The 17,618-nt window shown below is 66.7% G+C and carries 14 protein-coding genes and 1 riboswitch; of the genes, 11 read left to right on the top strand and 3 right to left on the bottom strand.

All coding sequences use genetic code 11. The features are described from left to right. Nucleotides 1-17 precede the first annotated feature (17 nt). The gene (smc, locus tag QRN11_RS15285; RefSeq protein WP_285313429.1) at nucleotides 18-3,602 is read left to right on the top strand and encodes a chromosome segregation protein SMC; all 3,585 of its coding nucleotides are present in this window, start codon (nucleotides 18-20) and stop codon (nucleotides 3,600-3,602) included. A gap of 25 nt (nucleotides 3,603-3,627) precedes the next feature. Continuing rightward, the gene (gene ftsY / locus QRN11_RS15280) at nucleotides 3,628-4,836 is read left to right on the top strand and encodes a signal recognition particle-docking protein FtsY (protein ID WP_285313428.1); all 1,209 of its coding nucleotides are present in this window, start codon (nucleotides 3,628-3,630) and stop codon (nucleotides 4,834-4,836) included. A 20-nt stretch (nucleotides 4,837-4,856) separates the two neighbouring features. On the opposite strand, the gene QRN11_RS15275 is transcribed toward ftsY, so the two are convergent. Next, nucleotides 4,857-6,098, bottom strand: coding sequence for an MFS transporter (locus QRN11_RS15275; protein WP_285313427.1), 1,242 nt, complete (start codon nucleotides 6,096-6,098; stop codon nucleotides 4,857-4,859). 227 nt (nucleotides 6,099-6,325) lie between these two features. Here QRN11_RS15275 and QRN11_RS15270 point away from each other — a divergent pair, with 227 nt between their 5' ends. Further along, a complete protein-coding gene (locus tag QRN11_RS15270; RefSeq protein WP_091415915.1) occupies nucleotides 6,326-7,684 on the top strand; it encodes an ammonium transporter in 1,359 nt (452 codons plus the stop codon). Further along, entirely contained in the window at nucleotides 7,681-8,019 is a 339-nt protein-coding gene (locus QRN11_RS15265) for a P-II family nitrogen regulator (RefSeq protein ID WP_015937412.1), read from the top strand. Before QRN11_RS15270 ends, QRN11_RS15265 begins: the two co-directional genes overlap by 4 nt. A gap of 122 nt (nucleotides 8,020-8,141) precedes the next feature. Here the strand turns inward: QRN11_RS15265 and QRN11_RS15260 are convergent, their stop codons facing one another. Continuing rightward, nucleotides 8,142-9,545, bottom strand: a complete 1,404-nt coding sequence (locus QRN11_RS15260; protein WP_285313426.1) for a glucose-6-phosphate dehydrogenase — start codon at nucleotides 9,543-9,545, stop codon at nucleotides 8,142-8,144. Nucleotides 9,546-9,628: 83 nt separating this feature from the next. Between QRN11_RS15260 and ffh the strand changes: the two genes are divergently transcribed. Beyond that, on the top strand, nucleotides 9,629-11,212 hold the full coding sequence (gene ffh, locus QRN11_RS15255; protein ID WP_091415919.1) for a signal recognition particle protein: 1,584 nt from the start codon (nucleotides 9,629-9,631) through the stop codon (nucleotides 11,210-11,212). Between the two features lie 113 nt (nucleotides 11,213-11,325). Next, the gene (locus QRN11_RS15250; protein ID WP_091415921.1) at nucleotides 11,326-12,060 is read left to right on the top strand and encodes an alpha/beta fold hydrolase; all 735 of its coding nucleotides are present in this window, start codon (nucleotides 11,326-11,328) and stop codon (nucleotides 12,058-12,060) included. Here the strand turns inward: QRN11_RS15250 and thiC are convergent. Next, the gene (gene thiC, locus QRN11_RS15245) at nucleotides 12,047-13,891 is read right to left on the bottom strand and encodes a phosphomethylpyrimidine synthase ThiC (RefSeq protein ID WP_142057954.1); all 1,845 of its coding nucleotides are present in this window, start codon (nucleotides 13,889-13,891) and stop codon (nucleotides 12,047-12,049) included. The two genes, QRN11_RS15250 and thiC, sit on opposite strands and share 14 nt — an antisense overlap. Further along, nucleotides 13,886-13,993, bottom strand: a riboswitch (TPP riboswitch). It overlaps the preceding gene by 6 nt. 82 nt (nucleotides 13,994-14,075) lie before the next feature. On the opposite strand from thiC, the gene QRN11_RS15240 reads away from it, so the two are divergent. The 5 genes from QRN11_RS15240 (at nucleotide 14,076) to QRN11_RS15220 (ending at nucleotide 17,586) form a co-directional block, all read left to right on the top strand. Continuing rightward, nucleotides 14,076-15,158, top strand: coding sequence for an amidohydrolase family protein (locus QRN11_RS15240; RefSeq protein ID WP_142057956.1), 1,083 nt, complete (start codon nucleotides 14,076-14,078; stop codon nucleotides 15,156-15,158). A gap of 103 nt (nucleotides 15,159-15,261) precedes the next feature. Continuing rightward, a complete protein-coding gene (locus tag QRN11_RS15235; protein ID WP_285313425.1) occupies nucleotides 15,262-16,137 on the top strand; it encodes a VOC family protein in 876 nt (291 codons plus the stop codon). A 152-nt stretch (nucleotides 16,138-16,289) separates the two neighbouring features. Continuing rightward, the gene (locus QRN11_RS15230) at nucleotides 16,290-16,730 is read left to right on the top strand and encodes a hypothetical protein (RefSeq protein WP_285313451.1); all 441 of its coding nucleotides are present in this window, start codon (nucleotides 16,290-16,292) and stop codon (nucleotides 16,728-16,730) included. Nucleotides 16,731-16,925: 195 nt separating this feature from the next. Next, on the top strand, nucleotides 16,926-17,342 hold the full coding sequence (gene rpsP, locus QRN11_RS15225; protein ID WP_142057960.1) for a 30S ribosomal protein S16: 417 nt from the start codon (nucleotides 16,926-16,928) through the stop codon (nucleotides 17,340-17,342). A gap of 1 nt (nucleotide 17,343) precedes the next feature. After that, nucleotides 17,344-17,586 (top strand): RNA-binding protein, encoded by a 243-nt coding sequence (locus QRN11_RS15220; protein ID WP_013601399.1) that lies wholly within the window; start codon nucleotides 17,344-17,346, stop codon nucleotides 17,584-17,586. Nucleotides 17,587-17,618 lie beyond the last annotated feature (32 nt).

Here is a 17,618-nt window from a genome sequence, read left to right as displayed (position 1 = left end):
AGGAGATCCGAAAAGCCTTGCACCTCAAAAGCCTGACCGTCCGGGGGTTCAAGTCCTTTGCGTCCGCCACCACCTTCGAGTTCGAACCCGGCGTCACCGCCGTGGTGGGCCCGAACGGCTCCGGCAAGTCCAATGTGGTGGATGCCCTGGCCTGGGTCATGGGGGAGCAAGGGGCCAAGACCCTGCGTGGCGGGAAGATGGAAGATGTCATCTTCGCGGGAACCTCGGGCCGGCCACCACTGGGGCGCGCCCACGTCTCGCTGACGATTGACAACACCGACGGCGCACTGCCCATCGAGTACAGCGAGGTGACCATCTCGCGGACGCTGTTCCGGGCGGGCGGCTCCGAGTACGCCATCAATGGCGCAAGCTGCCGCCTGCTCGATATCCAGGAGCTGCTGTCCGATTCCGGACTGGGACGCGAGATGCACGTCATCGTGGGCCAGGGCCAGCTGGACAGGGTCCTGCATGCCACTCCGGAGGACCGCCGCGGTTTTATCGAGGAAGCCGCCGGCATCCTCAAACACCGGCGCCGCAAGGAACGGACCGTGCGCAAGCTCGAGGCCATGCAGGCCAACCTGCAGCGCCTGACCGACCTCACCGGAGAAATCAGGCGCCAGCTGACCCCGCTGGGCAAACAGGCCGAGGTTGCCCGCAGGGCCCAGCGCGTCCAGTTCGACGTCCGTGACGCCAGGGCAAGGCTTTTGGCGGATGACCTTGTCCAGTTGCAGCAGGCCCTCGAGCAGGACGTCGCCGACGAAGCCGCCCTGAAAACCCGGCGGGCCGCCGTCGAACAGGAACTTGAGGCCGGCCGCCGGCAGCAGGCCGCCCTGGAGCAGCTGGCCGCCGAGGCTACGCCGAAACTCAACGCCGCACGCGACACCTGGTACCGGCTGACGGCCTCGCGTGAGCGGCTCCGCTCCCTCGGCTCGCTGGCCCAGGAACGCAGCCGCCTGCTCGGTTCCACCGAGCCCGCCCCGGCCGGCCGGGATCCCGAACAGCTGGAGCGCCAGGCCGCCCGGGTCCGCGAAGAACTGGCAGAACTCGAACGCCACATCATGGACAAGCGCAGCGCCCTGGAGACCGCCAGCGCAGCAAAGACGGACGCCGAAGCCGCAGCGCTGGCCGAGGACAAGCGGCTGACAGCGGTTTTGCGGGCCGCCGCCGACCGGCGCGAAGGACTGGCGCGCCTGGCCGGGCAGGTTGCCGCGGCAAGGTCACGGGTGGAATCCGCACAGGCCGAATTGGGCCGGCTCCGGGAATCGCAGTCCGCCGGGCTGGAGCGCCGCGCCCGCGCCCAATCTGAGTTCACCGCGCTGGAAAACCAGGTGGCAGGGGTCGAAGAGGGCGAGGAATCCCTTGATGCCGAGTACGAGGCCGCCAGCGAGGCCCTGGACGACGTGTTGCAGGACATCTCGTCGCTGACCGCCGCCGTCAGCGAGGGAATCCGGAAACGTGATGCCCTCGCCGCGCGCCTCGACGCCCTGAGACTTGGGCTCACCAGGAAAGACGGCGCAGGGCACGTCCTGCAGGCAGGCCTGGAGGGAGTGCTGGGAACCCTCGCCGCGGAACTCACCGTGGAACCCGGCTTCGAATCTGCAATAGCCGCTGCGCTGGGGGAGGCCTCGGAGGCGGTGCTGGTCCAGGACGGGGAAACAGCGGCCACAGTGGTTCAGGTCCTTAAGGATGACGACGCCGGGCGCGCGTCGCTCCTGCTGGCTTCCGCGGGTGCCATGTCCGGAGCCGCGGACCGCCCGCCGTCCCTCCCCGAGGGAGCCGTGTGGGCCGCAAGTCTCATCACGAACGCCGGCGGCTTCGGCCCTGCAGTGGGGAGCCTGCTGGCCGGCACCGCCGTCGTCGCCGATATCGAGGCGGCCGCCCACGTGGTGTCAGCCCATCCGGCGATCACCGCCGTCACCCGGGCTGGGGATATTTTCACAGCGGTATCCGTCACGGGCGGATCAGCCAAGGCGCCTTCACTCCTGGAAGTCCAGGCGGCAGTGGACGACGCCGAAGGCCGGCTTTCAGCCGTCACAGCTGAGCTTGAGCGGAGCAGGTTCGCCCTTGCCGGCGCCGAGGCCCGGCGGTCCGGGGCGCAGGAACGTGCCGACGCCGCCCTCGACCGCCTGCATGAATCGGATGCACGGCTCGCTGCCGTCGCCGAACGCCTGGGACACCTCAACTCCGTCCTCCGCAGCGCCGTGGGTGAAAGCGAGAGACTCGCGGCGTCGCTGGCGCGGGCCGAAGAAAATGTCGCAGCGGAGGAGGAAGCGCTCGCCGCCGTGGCCGCGAGGCTGGCAGCTGCCCAGGAAGCACCGTTGGAGCAGGAGCCTTCCACGGAACACCGTGATGCCCTGGCCGCGGCCGCATCCGCCGCCCGCGCTGCCGAGGTGGAGGCCCGCCTCTCGCTGCGCAGTGCCGAGGAACAACTGGCGGCCACCAGAAACCGGGTCTCCTCCCTGGAGCGTGCGGCGGCTGCTGAGCGCCGCGCGCGGGAGGAAGCAGCCGAACGCGCCCGGCGCCGCCGCGCCCAGGCGAAACGTGCAGCGGCAGTCGGAGCCGCCGTCGAACTGGCCCTGCGGTACATGGATGTGTCCGTGGACCTCGCACGGCACGAACGCGACCTTGCGGAGGAGAACCGGGAACAGCGGGACCGTGAACTGCTGCACCTCCGGACAACGAACGACACCTTCGCCCGCGAACTAGCTGAGCTCACGGACAACGTGCACCGGGATGAGCTGGCCCGCGCACAGCAGCTGGCCCGGATCGAGGCCCTCGAAAGCCGGTCCATTGATGAGCTGGGAATTACCCCGGACGCCCTGGTGGCGGACTACGGGCCCAATGTGCCCGTTCCGGTTCCCGCCGAAGAAAGCGGCGACAAATGGGCTGCCCTGCGCGCCCCGGTGGATGCCGGCGGAACAGAGATTGTCGAAGGAAAGCCCTACGTCCGCGAGGAGCAGGAGAAACGGCTCCGCAAGGCCGAACGTGATCTCGCCAGCCTGGGCCGCGTCAACCCCCTGGCGCTGGAGGAATTCGCCGCGCTCGAGGAGCGCCACCAGTTCCTCAGCACCCAGCTGGAAGACCTCAAAGCCAGCCGCAAGGACCTGCTGGACATCATCAAGGAAGTGGATGACCGCGTGCAGCGGGTCTTCACCGAAGCCTTCGAAGACACCCAGGCGCAGTTCATCCGGGTCTTTGCCAGGTTGTTCCCCGGCGGCGAGGGACGGCTGGTGCTCACCGACCCGGCGGACATGCTGACCACCGGCATCGAGGTGGAGGCCCGGCCTGCCGGCAAAAAGATCAAGCGACTCTCGCTCCTGTCCGGCGGTGAGCGCTCGCTGACCGCCGTCGCCCTGCTGGTGGCCATCTTCAAGGCCCGCCCGTCGCCGTTCTACGTGATGGATGAAGTGGAGGCTGCCCTTGACGACACCAACCTGGGCCGGCTCATCACCATCTTCGAGGAGCTCCGGGAATCGAGCCAGCTCATTGTCATCACCCACCAGAAGCGGACCATGGAAGTGGCAGATGCCCTGTACGGCGTGACCATGAGGGGCGACGGCGTCTCCACCGTGATCAGCCAGCGCCTCGGCGCGGAGGTGTAGGCAGGCCGTATGAGAAGCTAGGGGAGTGAATGACATCCTCCCCATAATTTTGTCCATTGTTGCTGCCTTGGCGGTTATTGGCGGGCTGATTCCGGTCCTGCTCAAGACGCGGAAAAACATCAACCAGTACCCGGGTACCCGCGATGCCAACGATCCCGTCATGCCGCGCGGCGGCAGCACAGCCGTCGAGGACAGGCCGTCCACCACAACGGATACCCAAGCGGCCGGCCCGGTGGACGTGGAGGACCTCGACACCACCACGGTCCCGGACGATGCCGCGGGGCTGGAAGTCATCCCGGTCGAGACGCCGCTGCCAGTGGCCGGGCGGCTCATGCGCCTTCGCGAACGGCTGGTCCGCTCCAACAACATCATGGGCAAGGGACTCCTGGCGCTGCTGTCCAGCGACAAGATCGACGAAAGCGTCTGGGACGAAGTCGAGGAAACCCTCCTCCTTGCCGACCTTGGCACCGAACCCACCATGCAGCTGGTTGACGCCCTGCGTGAGCGCGTCAAGGTACTGGGCACCCGGACGCCCGAGCAGGTCAAGGTGCTGCTCCGCGAAGAACTCATCAAGCTCGTTGATCCCACCATGGACCGCACCCTCAACGTCCAGCGGCACGACGACAAGCCCGCCGTGATGATGGTGGTCGGCGTCAACGGCGTCGGCAAGACCACCACCGTGGGCAAGCTTGCCCGCGTGCTTGTGGCGGAGGACAAGGACGTGCTCCTGGGCGCCGCCGATACCTTCCGTGCCGCCGCCGCCGAACAGCTGGCAACCTGGGGCCAGCGGGTGGGTGTGCCAACCGTCAAATCGGATATCGACGGCGCCGACCCCGCCTCGGTCGCCTACGAAGCGGTCAAGGCCGGCATCGACCAGGAGGTTGACGTCGTCATGATCGACACCGCCGGCCGGCTCCAGAACAAGGTTGGCCTGATGGACGAGCTCGGCAAGGTCAAGCGGGTGGTCGAAAAGCTGGCCGAAGTGGATGAGGTCCTCCTGGTGCTCGACGCCACCACCGGCCAGAACGGGCTGAACCAGGCACGAGTGTTCTCCGAGGTGGTCAACATCACGGGTATCGTCCTCACCAAGCTGGACGGTACAGCCAAGGGCGGCATCGTCGTCGCCATCCAAAGGAGCCTGGGCGTTCCGGTCAAGCTCATCGGTCTGGGTGAAGGCGCTGACGACCTCGCACCCTTCGAAGCCGAAGCGTTTGTGGACGCCCTCCTGAACTAGCTGGCCTCGCAGGGAGACCCTCAGGCCTTGGCGGGCCTGAGGGTCTCCCTGGTTCCGAGCCACACGCAGGCCGCAACCACCATGACCCCGCCGGTGACCCCGAAAGCCCACCCATAGCCCAGGCGGTCCGCCAACAGACCTGCCACAATGGGCCCAACGATCGCGCCGACGTCGGACACCATCTGGTACACGGCGAGCACCTTGCCGCCTGACCGCTCGTTGCCGATCACGTCCGCGACGGCCGCCTGCTGGGCCGGCCCGAACAGCCCGGAGCCGACGCCGGCCACCGCTGAGGCGGCCAGGAACCATCCGAGCTGGTCGGCGAAGCCGATCGCGGCTGTGGCGCTGCCCGCCACCAGCAACCCCGCGATCATCAGGGGCCTTCGCCCCATGCTGTCCGCCAGGCGTCCGGAAAATGTCAGTGCCGCGGCGTTGCCTGCTGCGAACACGGCCAGTGCCAGCCCCGCGGCCTCCGGCCCGGCGCCGAAGACGGCAGCGGCCAGCAGCGGAACGGTGGCCATCCGCACACCGAAGGTGCCCCACCCGTTTGCGAAGCTGGAGGTCAGCGCGGCCCGGTACGCCCCTGTTGCCAACGCCTGGCCAAAGTTCATCTCGGGTGCGCGCTGCTGTGCGTCCGCGGATCCGCGGCGCTGGTGGCTCAGCTGTGTCTGCACCACCAGCGCGGCAACAATCAGTGCCGCGGCGTACGCCAGGAACGGGATCCGCAGGCCGAACCCGGCCAGCAGCCCGCCCACGATCGGGCCGCACACGTTGCCGACCAGGAACGCCGACGCATAGGCCCCGGACACCCGGCCGCGGCTCTCCGGCGGTGCCAGCCGGATGACCAGCGCCATCGACGCCACCGTGAACATCACGGAACCGGCGCCGCCGAGACCGCGAAAGAGCAGAAGCTGCCAGTAGTCCTGGGCGAAGGCGCAGGCGGCCGTGGACCCGGCCACGATCAGCAGCCCGGCCACATAGACGGGCCGTTCCCCGAGCTTGCCGATCAGGCTTCCGCCGGCTGGAGCAAAGACCAGCCGCATAAAAGCGAAAATCGCAACAATCACGGAAGCCTCGGTGTTGCCCACCCCGAATGTCCTGGCGAATTGCGGCAATACGGGCGCAACAAGCCCGAAGCCGAGCGCAATCAGGAACGCAGCGGCAAGCATCACCTTGATGTCCCGGGGCAGCGGGTCCCGCTGGGGCCGAAGGCGGGACAGAATCCTTGAAGTGGCGCCGCTTCCGCGGGGTGCTGCCGTCATGGTGGGCAATTCCTTGCAATGGGGTGGGCCGGGTGCTGGCGGGAATCGTGAAACACAACCGTAACAAGTGCGATATGCACCATTTACTTCCTAGAGGTTGTTGTAACAGGCCGGCAATCTAAATCCTCCGCGGTCGAAACACGCCGACGACACACTTTTTACAGGACGCAAAAAGGCGTTGGCAGGCGGAGGACTTCCGCAAGATTCGATGAGAGAGGACGTGCACCATGGAACTTACCGCAGGTCACGTTTGGATCATGGTGGCGGCAGCCCTTGTGCTGTTCATGACACCAGGTCTGGCATTTTTCTATGGCGGCATGACCCGTGCCAAGGCCGCACTGAACATGATGATGATGAGCTTCATCTCCATCGGCATGGTGGGCGTTGTCTGGGTTCTCTGGGGTGCATCCATGAGCTCGGGCGAAGGTTTCCTGCAGATTGTGGGCAACCCGTTCGCCACCTTCGGCCTCGAGGGGATCGACACCCCTGACGGACTGATCAAGGTCGGCTACGCGGCCACCTTCGCGATCATCACCGTGGCACTGATCAGCGGTGCCATCGCGGACCGTGCCAAGTTCGGCGCCTGGACCGTGTTCGTCCCCGTGTGGGTGACGCTCGTTTACTGCCCGCTGGCCTACATGGTGTGGGGCGGCGGACTGTTCGGCCCCGAGGGCGCGGTAGGCCAGGCACTCGGACCGGCCATCGACTTCGCCGGCGGCACCGTGGTCCACATCAACGCAGGCGTCGCGGCCCTGGTGCTGGTCCTCATCATCGGCAACCGCAAGGGCTTCGGCAAGGACCCGAACCACCGCCCGCACAACATTCCGTTCGTGATGCTCGGTGCGGCCATCCTCTGGTTCGGCTGGTTCGGCTTCAACGGCGGCGCCGCCACCACGGCTGAGCAGGGCGGCCTCATCTGGATCAACACGCTCGCAGCACCGGCGGCAGCCATGCTCGGCTGGCTCGTCACCGAGCGCATCCGCGACGGCCACCCCACCTCGCTGGGCGCAGCCTCAGGTGTTGTTGCCGGCCTCGTGGCCATCACCCCGGCCTGCGCCAACGTCAGCCCCGTCGGCGCCCTCGGCCTCGGCGTGGTAGCCGGCGTGGCCTCCGCCCTGGCCGTGGGACTCAAGTTCCGCTGGGGCTTCGATGACTCGCTGGACGTCGTCGGCGTCCACCTCGTCTCCGGCATCATCGGCACCGTGGCATTGGGCTTCATCGCGCTGCCCACCGACGGTGTAGGCGGCGGCCTGTTCTACGGCGGCGGCATGACCCAGATGTGGGCACAGCTCGCAGCAGCCGGAATCGCCATTGCCTACTCCGCCATCCTGACGACCATCATCGCCCTGGCCATCCACAAGACCATGGGCTTCCGGGTCTCGCAGGAACAGGAAACGGTGGGTGTGGACCTCAGCCTGCACGCCGAGACCGCCTACGAGTTCGGTGTCAGCGGCCACGGCGGAAGCTTCCAGCCGCTGCACGACTTGATCACCGGCAAGAACCAGCAGGAAGGCGCGCAGGCTGCTGAAGCGGCTGCTGCGCCGAAGAAGGAATCAGCAACAGGCAAGGAAAGCGTGGGGGCATGAAACTGATCACCGCAATCGTCAGGCCGGAAAAGCTCGAAGCCATCCGGGAAGGACTGGAAGCCTACGGCGTACAGGGCCTGACGGTCAGCGCGGCCAGCGGCTACGGCCGGCAGCGCGGCTACACCGAGGTCTACCGCGGAGCCGAGTACAACGTGGACCTGCTGCCGAAGATCCGGGTGGAAGTCCTGGCCACGGACGAGCAGGCCGATGACATCCTGGACGTCATCATCGCCAGCTCAAACACCGGACGTGCCGGGGACGGCAAGGTGTGGACCATGGACGTCTTCGAAGCGGTCCGGGTACGCACCGGGGAACGCGGAGTCGCCGCCATCTAGGCAGCTTCCCGTACCGGCAGGCTGGTCCGGCAAACGTAAAGAGCGGGCAGGGAACCGAAAGGTCCCCTGCCCGCTCTTCCGTTTGGTTTAGGCGCGGAACGTCTGCCCGCGCCGCCCGCGGCCTACTCTGCCCGTGCGGTACTGGACCAGTCCGCCGGCCCGGCCGACCCGGCGTCGTACTCCTCCATAGGGACGCTGCCCTGCTGCCATGCCTTCAGCACCGGTTCGACGATCCGCCAGCATTCCTCTGCAGTATCGCCCCGCACAGAGAGCAGCGGGTCGCCGGTGAGCACACCCTCAAGGACTTCGCCGTAGGGCAGGAGCTCGGAGGCGCTCAGCTCCGCCTCCAGGGTGATCCGGGACAGGCTGAGGATTTCACCCGGTCCGTTCACATCGACGTCGAACTCGAGGGTGTCCGGCCCGAAGCCGATCCGCAGCTGGTTCGGCGAGTCCACCCCGGTAAAGCCCTTGGGCAAATGGGGGACGGGCCGGAACGTCACCACTGCCTCCTTGCGCTTCACACCCATCGCCTTGCCGGACCGCAGGATGAACGGGACGCCCTTCCAGCGCCAGTTGTCGATCCGCACTTCCAGCTGGGCGAGGGTTTCGGTCCCGCGGGAGGCGTCCACGCCCTCCTCCTTCGCGTAATCCGGCACGTCCTTGCCCCCCACAGTGCCTGCCGTGTAGCGCGCCCGGTGCGTGGACTCCGTGTAGGGGGCGGGGACGCTGCCAGCGCGCAGGACCGTGGAAATGGAGTCGCGCAGGTCGCGTTCGCTGATGGTCGACGGCGGTTCCATGGCCATCAGGGCCATGATCTGCAGGAGATGGCTCTGGATCATGTCACGCAGTGCGCCTGCGCCGTCGTAGTAGCGGGCCCGGCCTTCCAGCGCGAGGTCTTCGTCGAAAATGATCTCCACTTTTTCCACGTGATGCCGGTTCCAGACCGGTTCCAGGAAGTTGTTGGCGAACCGCAGGCCCAGGATGTTCAGCACCGTGGCCTTGCCCAGGAAGTGGTCCACGCGGTGGATGTGGTCCTCCGGGACCAGGCGGCCCAGGGTCTGGTTGAGCGAACGTGCGGATTCTTCGCTGGAACCGAACGGCTTTTCCATCACCAGCCGGGTGCCTGCCGGAACCTGCTCCGGGCGGAGCGTCTCGCAGGCCAGTTGGCTGATCCGGGGCGGCAGCGCGAAATAAACGGCGGCAGGGCCCTCGAGGGTGGCGAGCAGCGAGGCCAGGGCGCCATCGGCAGTGACATCCAGTTGGTGGTACACGGTTTCCTTTTCCAGGTCCGCCAGCGCCTTTTGTCCCTCGGGGTCCGCGGACTCCGCCGACCCGGCGAACGACTGATGCACCCGGTCCCGCCATTGCTCCGGGGTCCAGGGATCGGAGCCTGCCCCGACCAGCCGCAACCCGGCCGCCCGGCCCTTTGCCACGAGGCGGCCCAGGCCTGGCAGGAGCAGCCGGCCGGTGAGGTCTCCGGAAGCGCCGAGGATGAGCAGGGTTTTTACAGTTGTTTGGCTCGTCATTTCGCCAGCATGCCACCTTGCGGGCCGGCTTGGTACCCTAGATAGTCGAGTCCCGATCATCCACTGAAAGAAGTGCACGGCACGTGTTCAATTCACTCTCTGACCGGTTGACAGCAACCTTCAAAAATCTCCGCGGCAAAGGCCGCCTCACTGAGGCCGATGTTGATGCCACAGTGCGGGAGATCCGCCGCGCCCTCCTGGACGCGGACGTTGCCGTTCCCGTAGTCCGTGAATTCACCAGCCGGGTGCGCGAACGCGCCCTGGGCGCCGAGGTTTCCGGCGCGCTGAATCCGAGCCAGCAGATCGTCAAGATCGTCAACGAGGAACTCGTGGAGATCCTGGGCGGCGAGACCCGCCGGATCCGCCTGGCCAAGAACGGCCCCACCATCATCATGCTGGCCGGCCTTCAGGGCGCCGGTAAGACCACCCTGGCCGGCAAGCTGTCCAAGTGGCTGAAGGCACAAGGCCACAGCCCCATCCTCGTGGCCTGCGACCTGCAGCGCCCCAACGCCGTCACCCAGCTCCAGGTGGTGGGCCAGCGGGCCAAGGTGCCGGTCTTCGCGCCGCACCCGGGAGCCACCTCCTCCGAGCTGGAGCACCCTGCCGGTGATCCCGTGGAGGTTGCCCGCGCCGGTGTTGAGGAAGCCCGCCAGAAGCTGCACGACGTCGTGATCGTGGACACCGCCGGCCGCCTCGGCGTCGACGTTGACATGATGGAGCAGGCACGCCAGATCCGCCGCGCCATCGTGCCCAACGAAGTCCTGTTCGTTATCGACTCGATGATCGGCCAGGACGCCGTGAACACCGCGCTCGCCTTCGATGAGGGCGTCAACTTCACCGGCATCGTGTTGTCCAAGCTCGACGGCGACGCCCGCGGCGGTGCGGCCCTCTCGGTCGCGTCGGTCACCGGCAAGCCCGTGATGTTTGCGTCCACGGGCGAAGGCCTGGACGATTTCGAACTCTTCCACCCGGACCGGATGGCCTCGCGCATCCTGGACATGGGCGACGTCCTGACGCTCATCGAGCAGGCGGAGAAGTCCTGGGACAAGGACGAAGCCGCCAGGATGGCGAAGAAGTTCGCCGACCAGGAGGACTTCACCCTCGAGGACTTCCTGGCCCAGATGCAGCAGATCCGCAACATGGGCTCCATGAAGAAGATGCTCATGATGATGCCGGGCGCGCAGAACATCCGCCAGCAGCTCGAGCAGTTCGACGAGCGTGAAATTGACCGCGTGGAGGCCATCGTCCGGTCCATGACGCCGCACGAGCGCCTGGCCCCGAAGATCATCAACGGTTCACGCCGCGCCCGCATCGCCCGCGGCTCCGGCGTGCACGTGTCCGAGGTCAACGGCCTGCTGGAGCGTTTTGCACAGGCCCAGAAGATGATGAAGAAGATGGCCCAGGGCGGCATGCCGGGCATGCCCGGAATGCCAGGGCTTCCCGGTGCCGGCGGCGGCGCCCGGAAGAACGCGAAGAACGCGCCCAAGAAGAAGGCCAAATCCGGCAACCCGGCCAAGGCTGCCCAGGAGCGCAAGGACGCCGAGGCCCGGCGCGCCAACGCTGCCAAGGCCCTTCCCACCGGTGCCGCTTTCGGCCAGCAATCCGGCGACTTCGATCCCTCGCAGCTGAACCTGCCCAAGGGCTTCGACAAGTTCCTCGGCAAGTAGCCCGCCCGACTGACTGGCAGTTGACGCACTCAAATGCGCTTTTCAGTGCGTCAACTGCGAGTCACTTGGGATGGTTCCCGGGGGAAGTCAGTGCCGTGGAATAGGGTTGGGTCATGTTCAAGCAGAGGGTAGTGTTCGTGCACGGCGCCGGCAGCTTCGGCTCCGCGGCCTGGCCGCGCCAGCACGGGATGGCACTGTCCTACGACGCCTTGTTCCTCCGCCGCCACGGCTATGATCCGGTGGCCGAGCCCGTTGAATCTTCCTTCGAGGAGGATGCCAGGATCGTCCTGCGGTCGCTGGCCGACGACGGCCGGGGCGCCGCCGGCGGACATGTCGTGGCACATTCCCAGGGTGCTGTCGCCGCGATGATGGCCGCCGTCGAACGCCCTGATCTGGTCTTTTCCCTGACCCTGGTGGAACCGGCATGCCTGTCGCTCACCGCAGAACTCCCGGCCACCGCGGCGCACATCGGCCTGATGCAGCCCTTGTTCGATGCCCGTCACCAGATGAGCGACCAGGACTTCCAGCGCGAGTTCGTCCGTCGTGTCTACGCCACGGACCTGCAGCAGCCCGCCACGGCCGAGGAGAAGCGTTCCGCCAGGCGGCTGCGGCTGCAGGCCCCGGCCTGGGAAGCGCCGCTGCACATCGTCCCCGGCGTGCCCACCCTTGTCCTCACTGGGGGATGGGAACCGCTCTACGAGGAAATTGCCGGGTACCTGCGGGAGACCGGCGCCCTGCACCGCACTGCGGCGGGAGGGCACCGGCCCCACGACTCCGTGGAGGGGGACCGCATCCTACGGTCCTTTATCCGGGATGTGAGCAGGATCCAGTCACCTAGGGCGTCCTGACGCCCTGGCTTCCGGCGGGAACGCTCAGTTCCGGAAGGTAAACCTTGCCGCCGGCCGCCAGGAACTCCTCGCTCTTTCCGCGCATCCCTGCCGCGGCATCAGCCAGTGCCGCCTGCGCCGCCGCGGAACCGTACTCGTCCCGGATGTCCTGGCTGATCCGCATGGAGCAGAACTTGGGTCCGCACATGGAGCAGAAGTGCGCCGTCTTGGCCGGCTCGGCCGGCAGCGTCTCGTCATGGAACGCCTCGGCCGTCACCGGGTCGAGGGACAGCGCGAACTGGTCGCGCCAGCGGAACTCGAACCGTGCCTTGGACAGGGCGTCGTCGCGTTCGTGTGCGCCGGGGTGGCCCTTGGCGAGGTCCGCAGCGTGGGCAGCGATCTTGTAGGTGATCACCCCGGTTTTAACATCATCCTTGTTGGGCAGGCCCAGGTGTTCCTTCGGCGTGACGTAGCACAGCATGGCGGTGCCGTAGCGGGCGATCTCGGTGGCGCCGATGGCTGAGGTGATGTGGTCGTAGCCAGGCGCCACGTCGGTGACCAGCGGCCCCAGCGTGTAGAACGGGGCACCCTTGCACAGCTCCTGCTGGCGCTCCACGTTTTCGCGCACCAGGTGGAACGGAATGTGGCCGGGGCCTTCCACCATCACCTGCACGTCGTATTCCCATGCCCGCTGCGTGAGCTCAGCCAGCGTGTCCAGTTCGGCGAACTGCGCCGCATCGTTGGCGTCCGCCGTGGCCCCGGGCCGCAGTCCGTCACCCAAGGAGAAGGCGACGTCGTACCGGGCGAAGATTTCGCAGAGTTCGTCAAAGTGTGTGTAGAGGAAGTTCTCCTGGTGATGCGCCAGGCACCAGCCGGCCATGATCGAACCGCCGCGGGACACGATGCCCGTTACGCGGTTGGCCGTCAGGGGCACGTACCGGAGCAGAACCCCGGCGTGGATGGTCATGTAGTCCACACCCTGCTCGCATTGTTCGATCACGGTGTCGCGGAAAATTTCCCAGGTCAGGGCATTGGCTTCGCCGTTGACCTTCTCGAGTGCCTGGTAGATGGGAACGGTTCCGATCGGCACGGGGGAGTTGCGGATGATCCATTCCCTGGTGGTGTGGATGTCGTCGCCGGTGGACAGGTCCATCACGGTGTCCGCGCCCCACTGGGTGGCCCACTGCAGTTTGTCCACTTCCTCGGCGATGGAACTGGTGACGGCCGAGTTGCCGATGTTCGCGTTGATCTTCACCAGGAATGCCTTGCCGATGATCATCGGCTCGGATTCGGGGTGGTTGATGTTGTTGGGAATGATGGCCCGGCCGGCAGCAATTTCACTTCGGACCAGCTCGACGTCGCAGTTCTCCCGCAGGGCCACAAACCGCATCTCCGGGGTGACCACGCCCTGCCGGGCGTAGTGCATCTGGGTTACGGTCCTGCCGTCGACGGCGCGGCGGGGCACCGGCCGCGCGCCCTTCCACTCGGCGCTGGCCGCACCGCGGCGGACAGCCGAGCGTCCGTCGTCGAGCAGGTTCCGCCCGCGGCCGCCGTAAGCTTCCGTGTCCGCACGCGCTGCTATCCACTCAGCCCGGAATGGCGTGAGGCCGCGGACGGGATCACTGCCGGGCCCGGCGGTCCGGTAGACGCGGAACGGCCCGTTGGGCTGGCCGTTCGGTGAATCCGCCAGCTCGATTTCCGTGACCGGCACCCGTATCCCGGCCGCCGCGTCTTCGACAAACGCCAGGGAATGGGACTTCAGCGACTGCGTGACGGGTGGCTGGTCCTGGCCTTCGGACAGGCCGCCGGACTGAATTTGGGCAGGGTTGAGCTGTGCATTTGGTGTACTCAAGGAATACTCACTTCCTTCGCCGGCATTACCCGGACAGGTTCAACGGTCGCAGGCTGCGTCAGCCCGATCTCAGCCCCTGCAAGGGCACCCGTGTGGTCACCAAGAAGCTACCACAGCTGTTTCGGAAGGGCCGTGTCACATCCGGTGGTGCTAGCCTGTCCGGGCGGGAAAGCGAGGCAGATCCATGGCAGAGATCATCCAGTTCAACGGCGCCGTCCTGACCGGGCCGGACACCGAGGCACGCGGGCTGTGGTCCGTGGACGGCAGGCTGACCTTCCGGCGGCCGGCGGCGGAACCGGACAGGATCCTTGATGGCTGGGTGCTGCCGGGATTCGTTGACGCCCACTGCCATATCGGCCTGGGAACCGGTGGCGCCGTTGACGAAGCGACGGCGGGAGAGCAGGCAAGGACCGACCTGAATGCGGGCACGCTGCTGGTCAGGGACGCAGGTTCCCCCGCAGACACCCGCTTCCTCCAGGGCAGCCGCAACGGGCCGCTGCTGATCCGCGCCGGCAGGCATGTCGCCCGGACCCGCAGGTACCTCCGCGGCTTCGCCGAGGAAGTCGAGCCCGACGGCCTGGTGGAAGCCGTCCGGAAGCAGGCCCGCGACGGCGACGGCTGGGTCAAGCTCGTAGGGGACTGGATCGACCGCGGCGCCGGCGACCTGGCGCCGTCGTTCCCTGCCGCCGTCGTCAAGGACGCCGTCCAGGCCGTGCACGACGAAGGTGCCAGGATCACCGCGCACTGCTTCGCCGAAGAAACACTGGACCAGATGCTGGACGCGGACATTGACTGCATCGAACACGCCACCGGACTGTTGCCGCGGCACCTTCCGCGGTTCGTGGAGCAGGGTGTTGCCATGGTGCCCACCCTCATCAACATCGCCACTTTCCCTGACATAGCCGCGCAGGCGGAGCCCAAGTTCCCGCGGTATGCGGCCCATATGCGTGCCCTGTGGGAACGGCGGGCGGAGCGGGTGCTGGAGGCCTTCGACGCCGGAGTGAAGATCTACGCCGGAACGGATGCCGGCAGCGTCATCCGCCACGGTCGGATCGGTGATGAAATCCTGGCCCTCCACCATGCAGGCCTGCCTGTGGCCGCCGCCCTTGACGCCGCCTGCTGGGGCGCCCGGAAGTGGCTGGGTGTTGACGCGCTCGAGGAAGGTGCCCGGGCCGACGTCGTACTCTGCCGGGAGGATCCGCGGCAGGTTCCGGAAACGGTGCAGGAGTTGGCCCATGTGGTGCTGGGCGGGCGCGTCGTCCGCTGAGACACGGATAACCTGAAAACTGCTTGGAATAAATTGAAGCTTCAAGTAATTTTAATAGTGACAGGCCCACCAACCCGACGGGCCCCAGCACCGGGAGTTTTCAATGACTGCAGAAGCCGCCACCCAGGATCTTCTTCCTGCCGACCTCACTATGGGCACCGTGATGCTCAAGGTGGGCGACATGAAGGTCATGACCGACTACTACCAGCGTGCACTGGGGCTTGAAGTTGTGGCCGAGCAGGACGGCGGGCTGTACCTTGGCCGGCTCCAGAAGCCGCTGGTCCACCTTGCCCCCGCTCCGGGATTGAACCTCCCCGGCAGGGGGGAAGCCGGCCTTTTCCACACGGCCCTGCTGTTTGAGAACCAGGCCGACCTCGCAGCCACCATCGCCACTGCCGCCCGGTTCGAGCCGCGCTCCTTCGCCGGCAGTGCTGACCACCTCGTCAGCGAGGCCTTCTACTTCACCGATCCCGAAGGCAACGGCATTGAGCTCTACTGGGACCGCCCGCGGAGCAACTGGTCCTGGAACGGTACTGACGTGGTGATGGACAGCCTCGCCCTGCCGCCACAGCGCTACCTGGAGCAGCACCTCACCGAAGAATCCCTGCAGCGCCAGCGCGGAACAGTGGCCGGAGTCGGCCACGTCCACCTCCAGGTTGGCGACGTCCAGTCGGCCCGGGACTTCTACGTGGGCACCCTTGGCTTTGAAAAGACCGCCGGCTGGCACGGACAGGCACTCTTTGTCTCCGCCGGCGGGTACCACCACCACATGGCGATGAACGTCTGGAACAGCCGCGGGGCGGGGCCCCGCAAGGACACTCTTGGCCTGGGTGAAGTGCTCATCGAAGTTCCCTCGGGGGACGACGTCGGGGCGCTCGCTGACCGGCTGAAGGTCGCCGGGGTGCCCGCGCACCACACCGGTGCGGAACTGCGGTTCGAGGATCCCTGGCGCAACAACATCCGGGTCGCAGTCCGCTGAGCCCGCCTGCGAACCCCGTTGGGATGCCGCCTGCCGGAACGGGTGCGGGCGGCGGGGGCCGGGGCGGTGTACTAGGCTGATGCCGAACGGCCGGCGCGGCAGGTGCCGCTTGCTTGAGCGGCCGCACCGTCGACGGAACGAGGGCACTTCCCATGGGCTTCACCGAGATCTTTGTTGCCGACCACGCAGGCGCGCTGAAGCGCGCCGGAGTGCTGGACCAGGGCAGCGGCCAGCCGGCCGCGCACGCTGTGCGCATCCCCGAAATCAGCGACTTCGAAATTGAGCAGCTTGGTGATCTCGCCGGCACCGCCGTGCATGCCGGCGGCGCCGACTACGAGCTGACCATGGTGGACATAGCCAGCGACTCGCTCCTTGCTGTACCCCCGGCCATGGTCCGTGCCCTCGCCGACCTTCTGACCTATGAGATCGAAGGGGAAGGCAACGTCCTGGATGACGTCGCCGAACAGTGGGCTGCCCAGGAGGACATGCCGTTCGATTCCGCCCAGGCCCGGACCTACGTCCGGCGACTGGCGGAACTCGCCGGCGGAATCGACGACTCCGAACGCAGCGGACTGTACGTCTGGACCTCCTGAGCACCATGCCCGCAGGCGCGGGCAGGGTGTCAAGTCGAAATCCGGGCGCTCATCTGGCACAATAAACAGGTACTCGATCTGCGTGGCCCCTCTCTCCGCGTCCGGATCCTGTCCTTCGAGCCCGCAAGTATGGCCCGCCCCACGGGTGCAGAACGCCGGGTTCACCCCCTTTCTGAAACAGGAGTGACCACAAAAGTGGCCGTAAAGATTCGCCTTAAGCGCTTTGGCAAAATGCGCGCACCGTACTACCGCATCGTCGTCGCAGACTCACGCACCAAGCGTGACGGCCGCGCCATCGAGGAAATCGGCAAGTACCACCCCACCGAAGAGCCCTCATACATCGAGGTTAACTCCGAGCGTGCACAGTACTGGCTGTCCGTCGGCGCCCAGCCGTCCGAGCAGGTTGCCGCGATCCTGAAGATCACCGGTGACTGGCAGAAGTTCAAGGGCCTGCCGGGCCAGGAAGGCACCCTCAAGACCAAGTCTGAGAAAGTAGCCTTCGTTGCTCCCGAAAAGGGTTCTGTGATCATCCCGGAAGCCATCACCAAGAAGGCATCCAAGTCTGACGCAGCCGAGGCACCGGCCGAGGCAGAGACCACCGAGGCTGAGTAAATTGCTGGCAGAAGCGCTGGAACACCTGGTCCGGGGAATCGTTGATTCCCCGGATGACGTCAAGGTCAGCTCCAAGAGCAACCGCCGCGGGGATACCCTCGAGGTGCGCGTTCACCAGGACGACCTCGGAAGGGTGATCGGCCGCCAGGGCCGCACGGCACGCGCACTGCGCACCGTTGTGGCAGCCCTGGCCGGCGGCGAACCGGTAAGGGTCGACGTCGTCGACACTGACCGCCGCCGCTGAGCGCTCGGCAATATCAGCTTTTGCTCCGGCCC

Source organism: Pseudarthrobacter sp. fls2-241-R2A-168, assembly GCF_030209335.1.
Taxonomy (GTDB): Bacteria; Actinomycetota; Actinomycetes; order Actinomycetales; family Micrococcaceae; genus Arthrobacter.
This window is presented reverse-complemented; position numbering and strand designations above follow the sequence as displayed.

Bases quoted from the DNA above. Each gene is read 5' to 3' on its own strand.
- QRN11_RS15275 (WP_285313427.1), bottom strand. From the start codon at position 6,098: ATGACGGCAGCACCCCGCGGAAGCGGCGCCACTTCAAGGATTCTGTCC.
- QRN11_RS15270 (WP_091415915.1), top strand. From the start codon at position 6,326: ATGGAACTTACCGCAGGTCACGTTTGGATCATGGTGGCGGCAGCCCTT.
- QRN11_RS15265 (WP_015937412.1), top strand. From the start codon at position 7,681: ATGAAACTGATCACCGCAATCGTCAGGCCGGAAAAGCTCGAAGCCATC.
- QRN11_RS15260 (WP_285313426.1), bottom strand. From the start codon at position 9,545: ATGACGAGCCAAACAACTGTAAAAACCCTGCTCATCCTCGGCGCTTCC.
- QRN11_RS15250 (WP_091415921.1), top strand. From the start codon at position 11,326: ATGTTCAAGCAGAGGGTAGTGTTCGTGCACGGCGCCGGCAGCTTCGGC.
- QRN11_RS15240 (WP_142057956.1), top strand. From the start codon at position 14,076: ATGGCAGAGATCATCCAGTTCAACGGCGCCGTCCTGACCGGGCCGGAC.
- QRN11_RS15235 (WP_285313425.1), top strand. From the start codon at position 15,262: ATGACTGCAGAAGCCGCCACCCAGGATCTTCTTCCTGCCGACCTCACT.
- QRN11_RS15230 (WP_285313451.1), top strand. From the start codon at position 16,290: ATGGGCTTCACCGAGATCTTTGTTGCCGACCACGCAGGCGCGCTGAAG.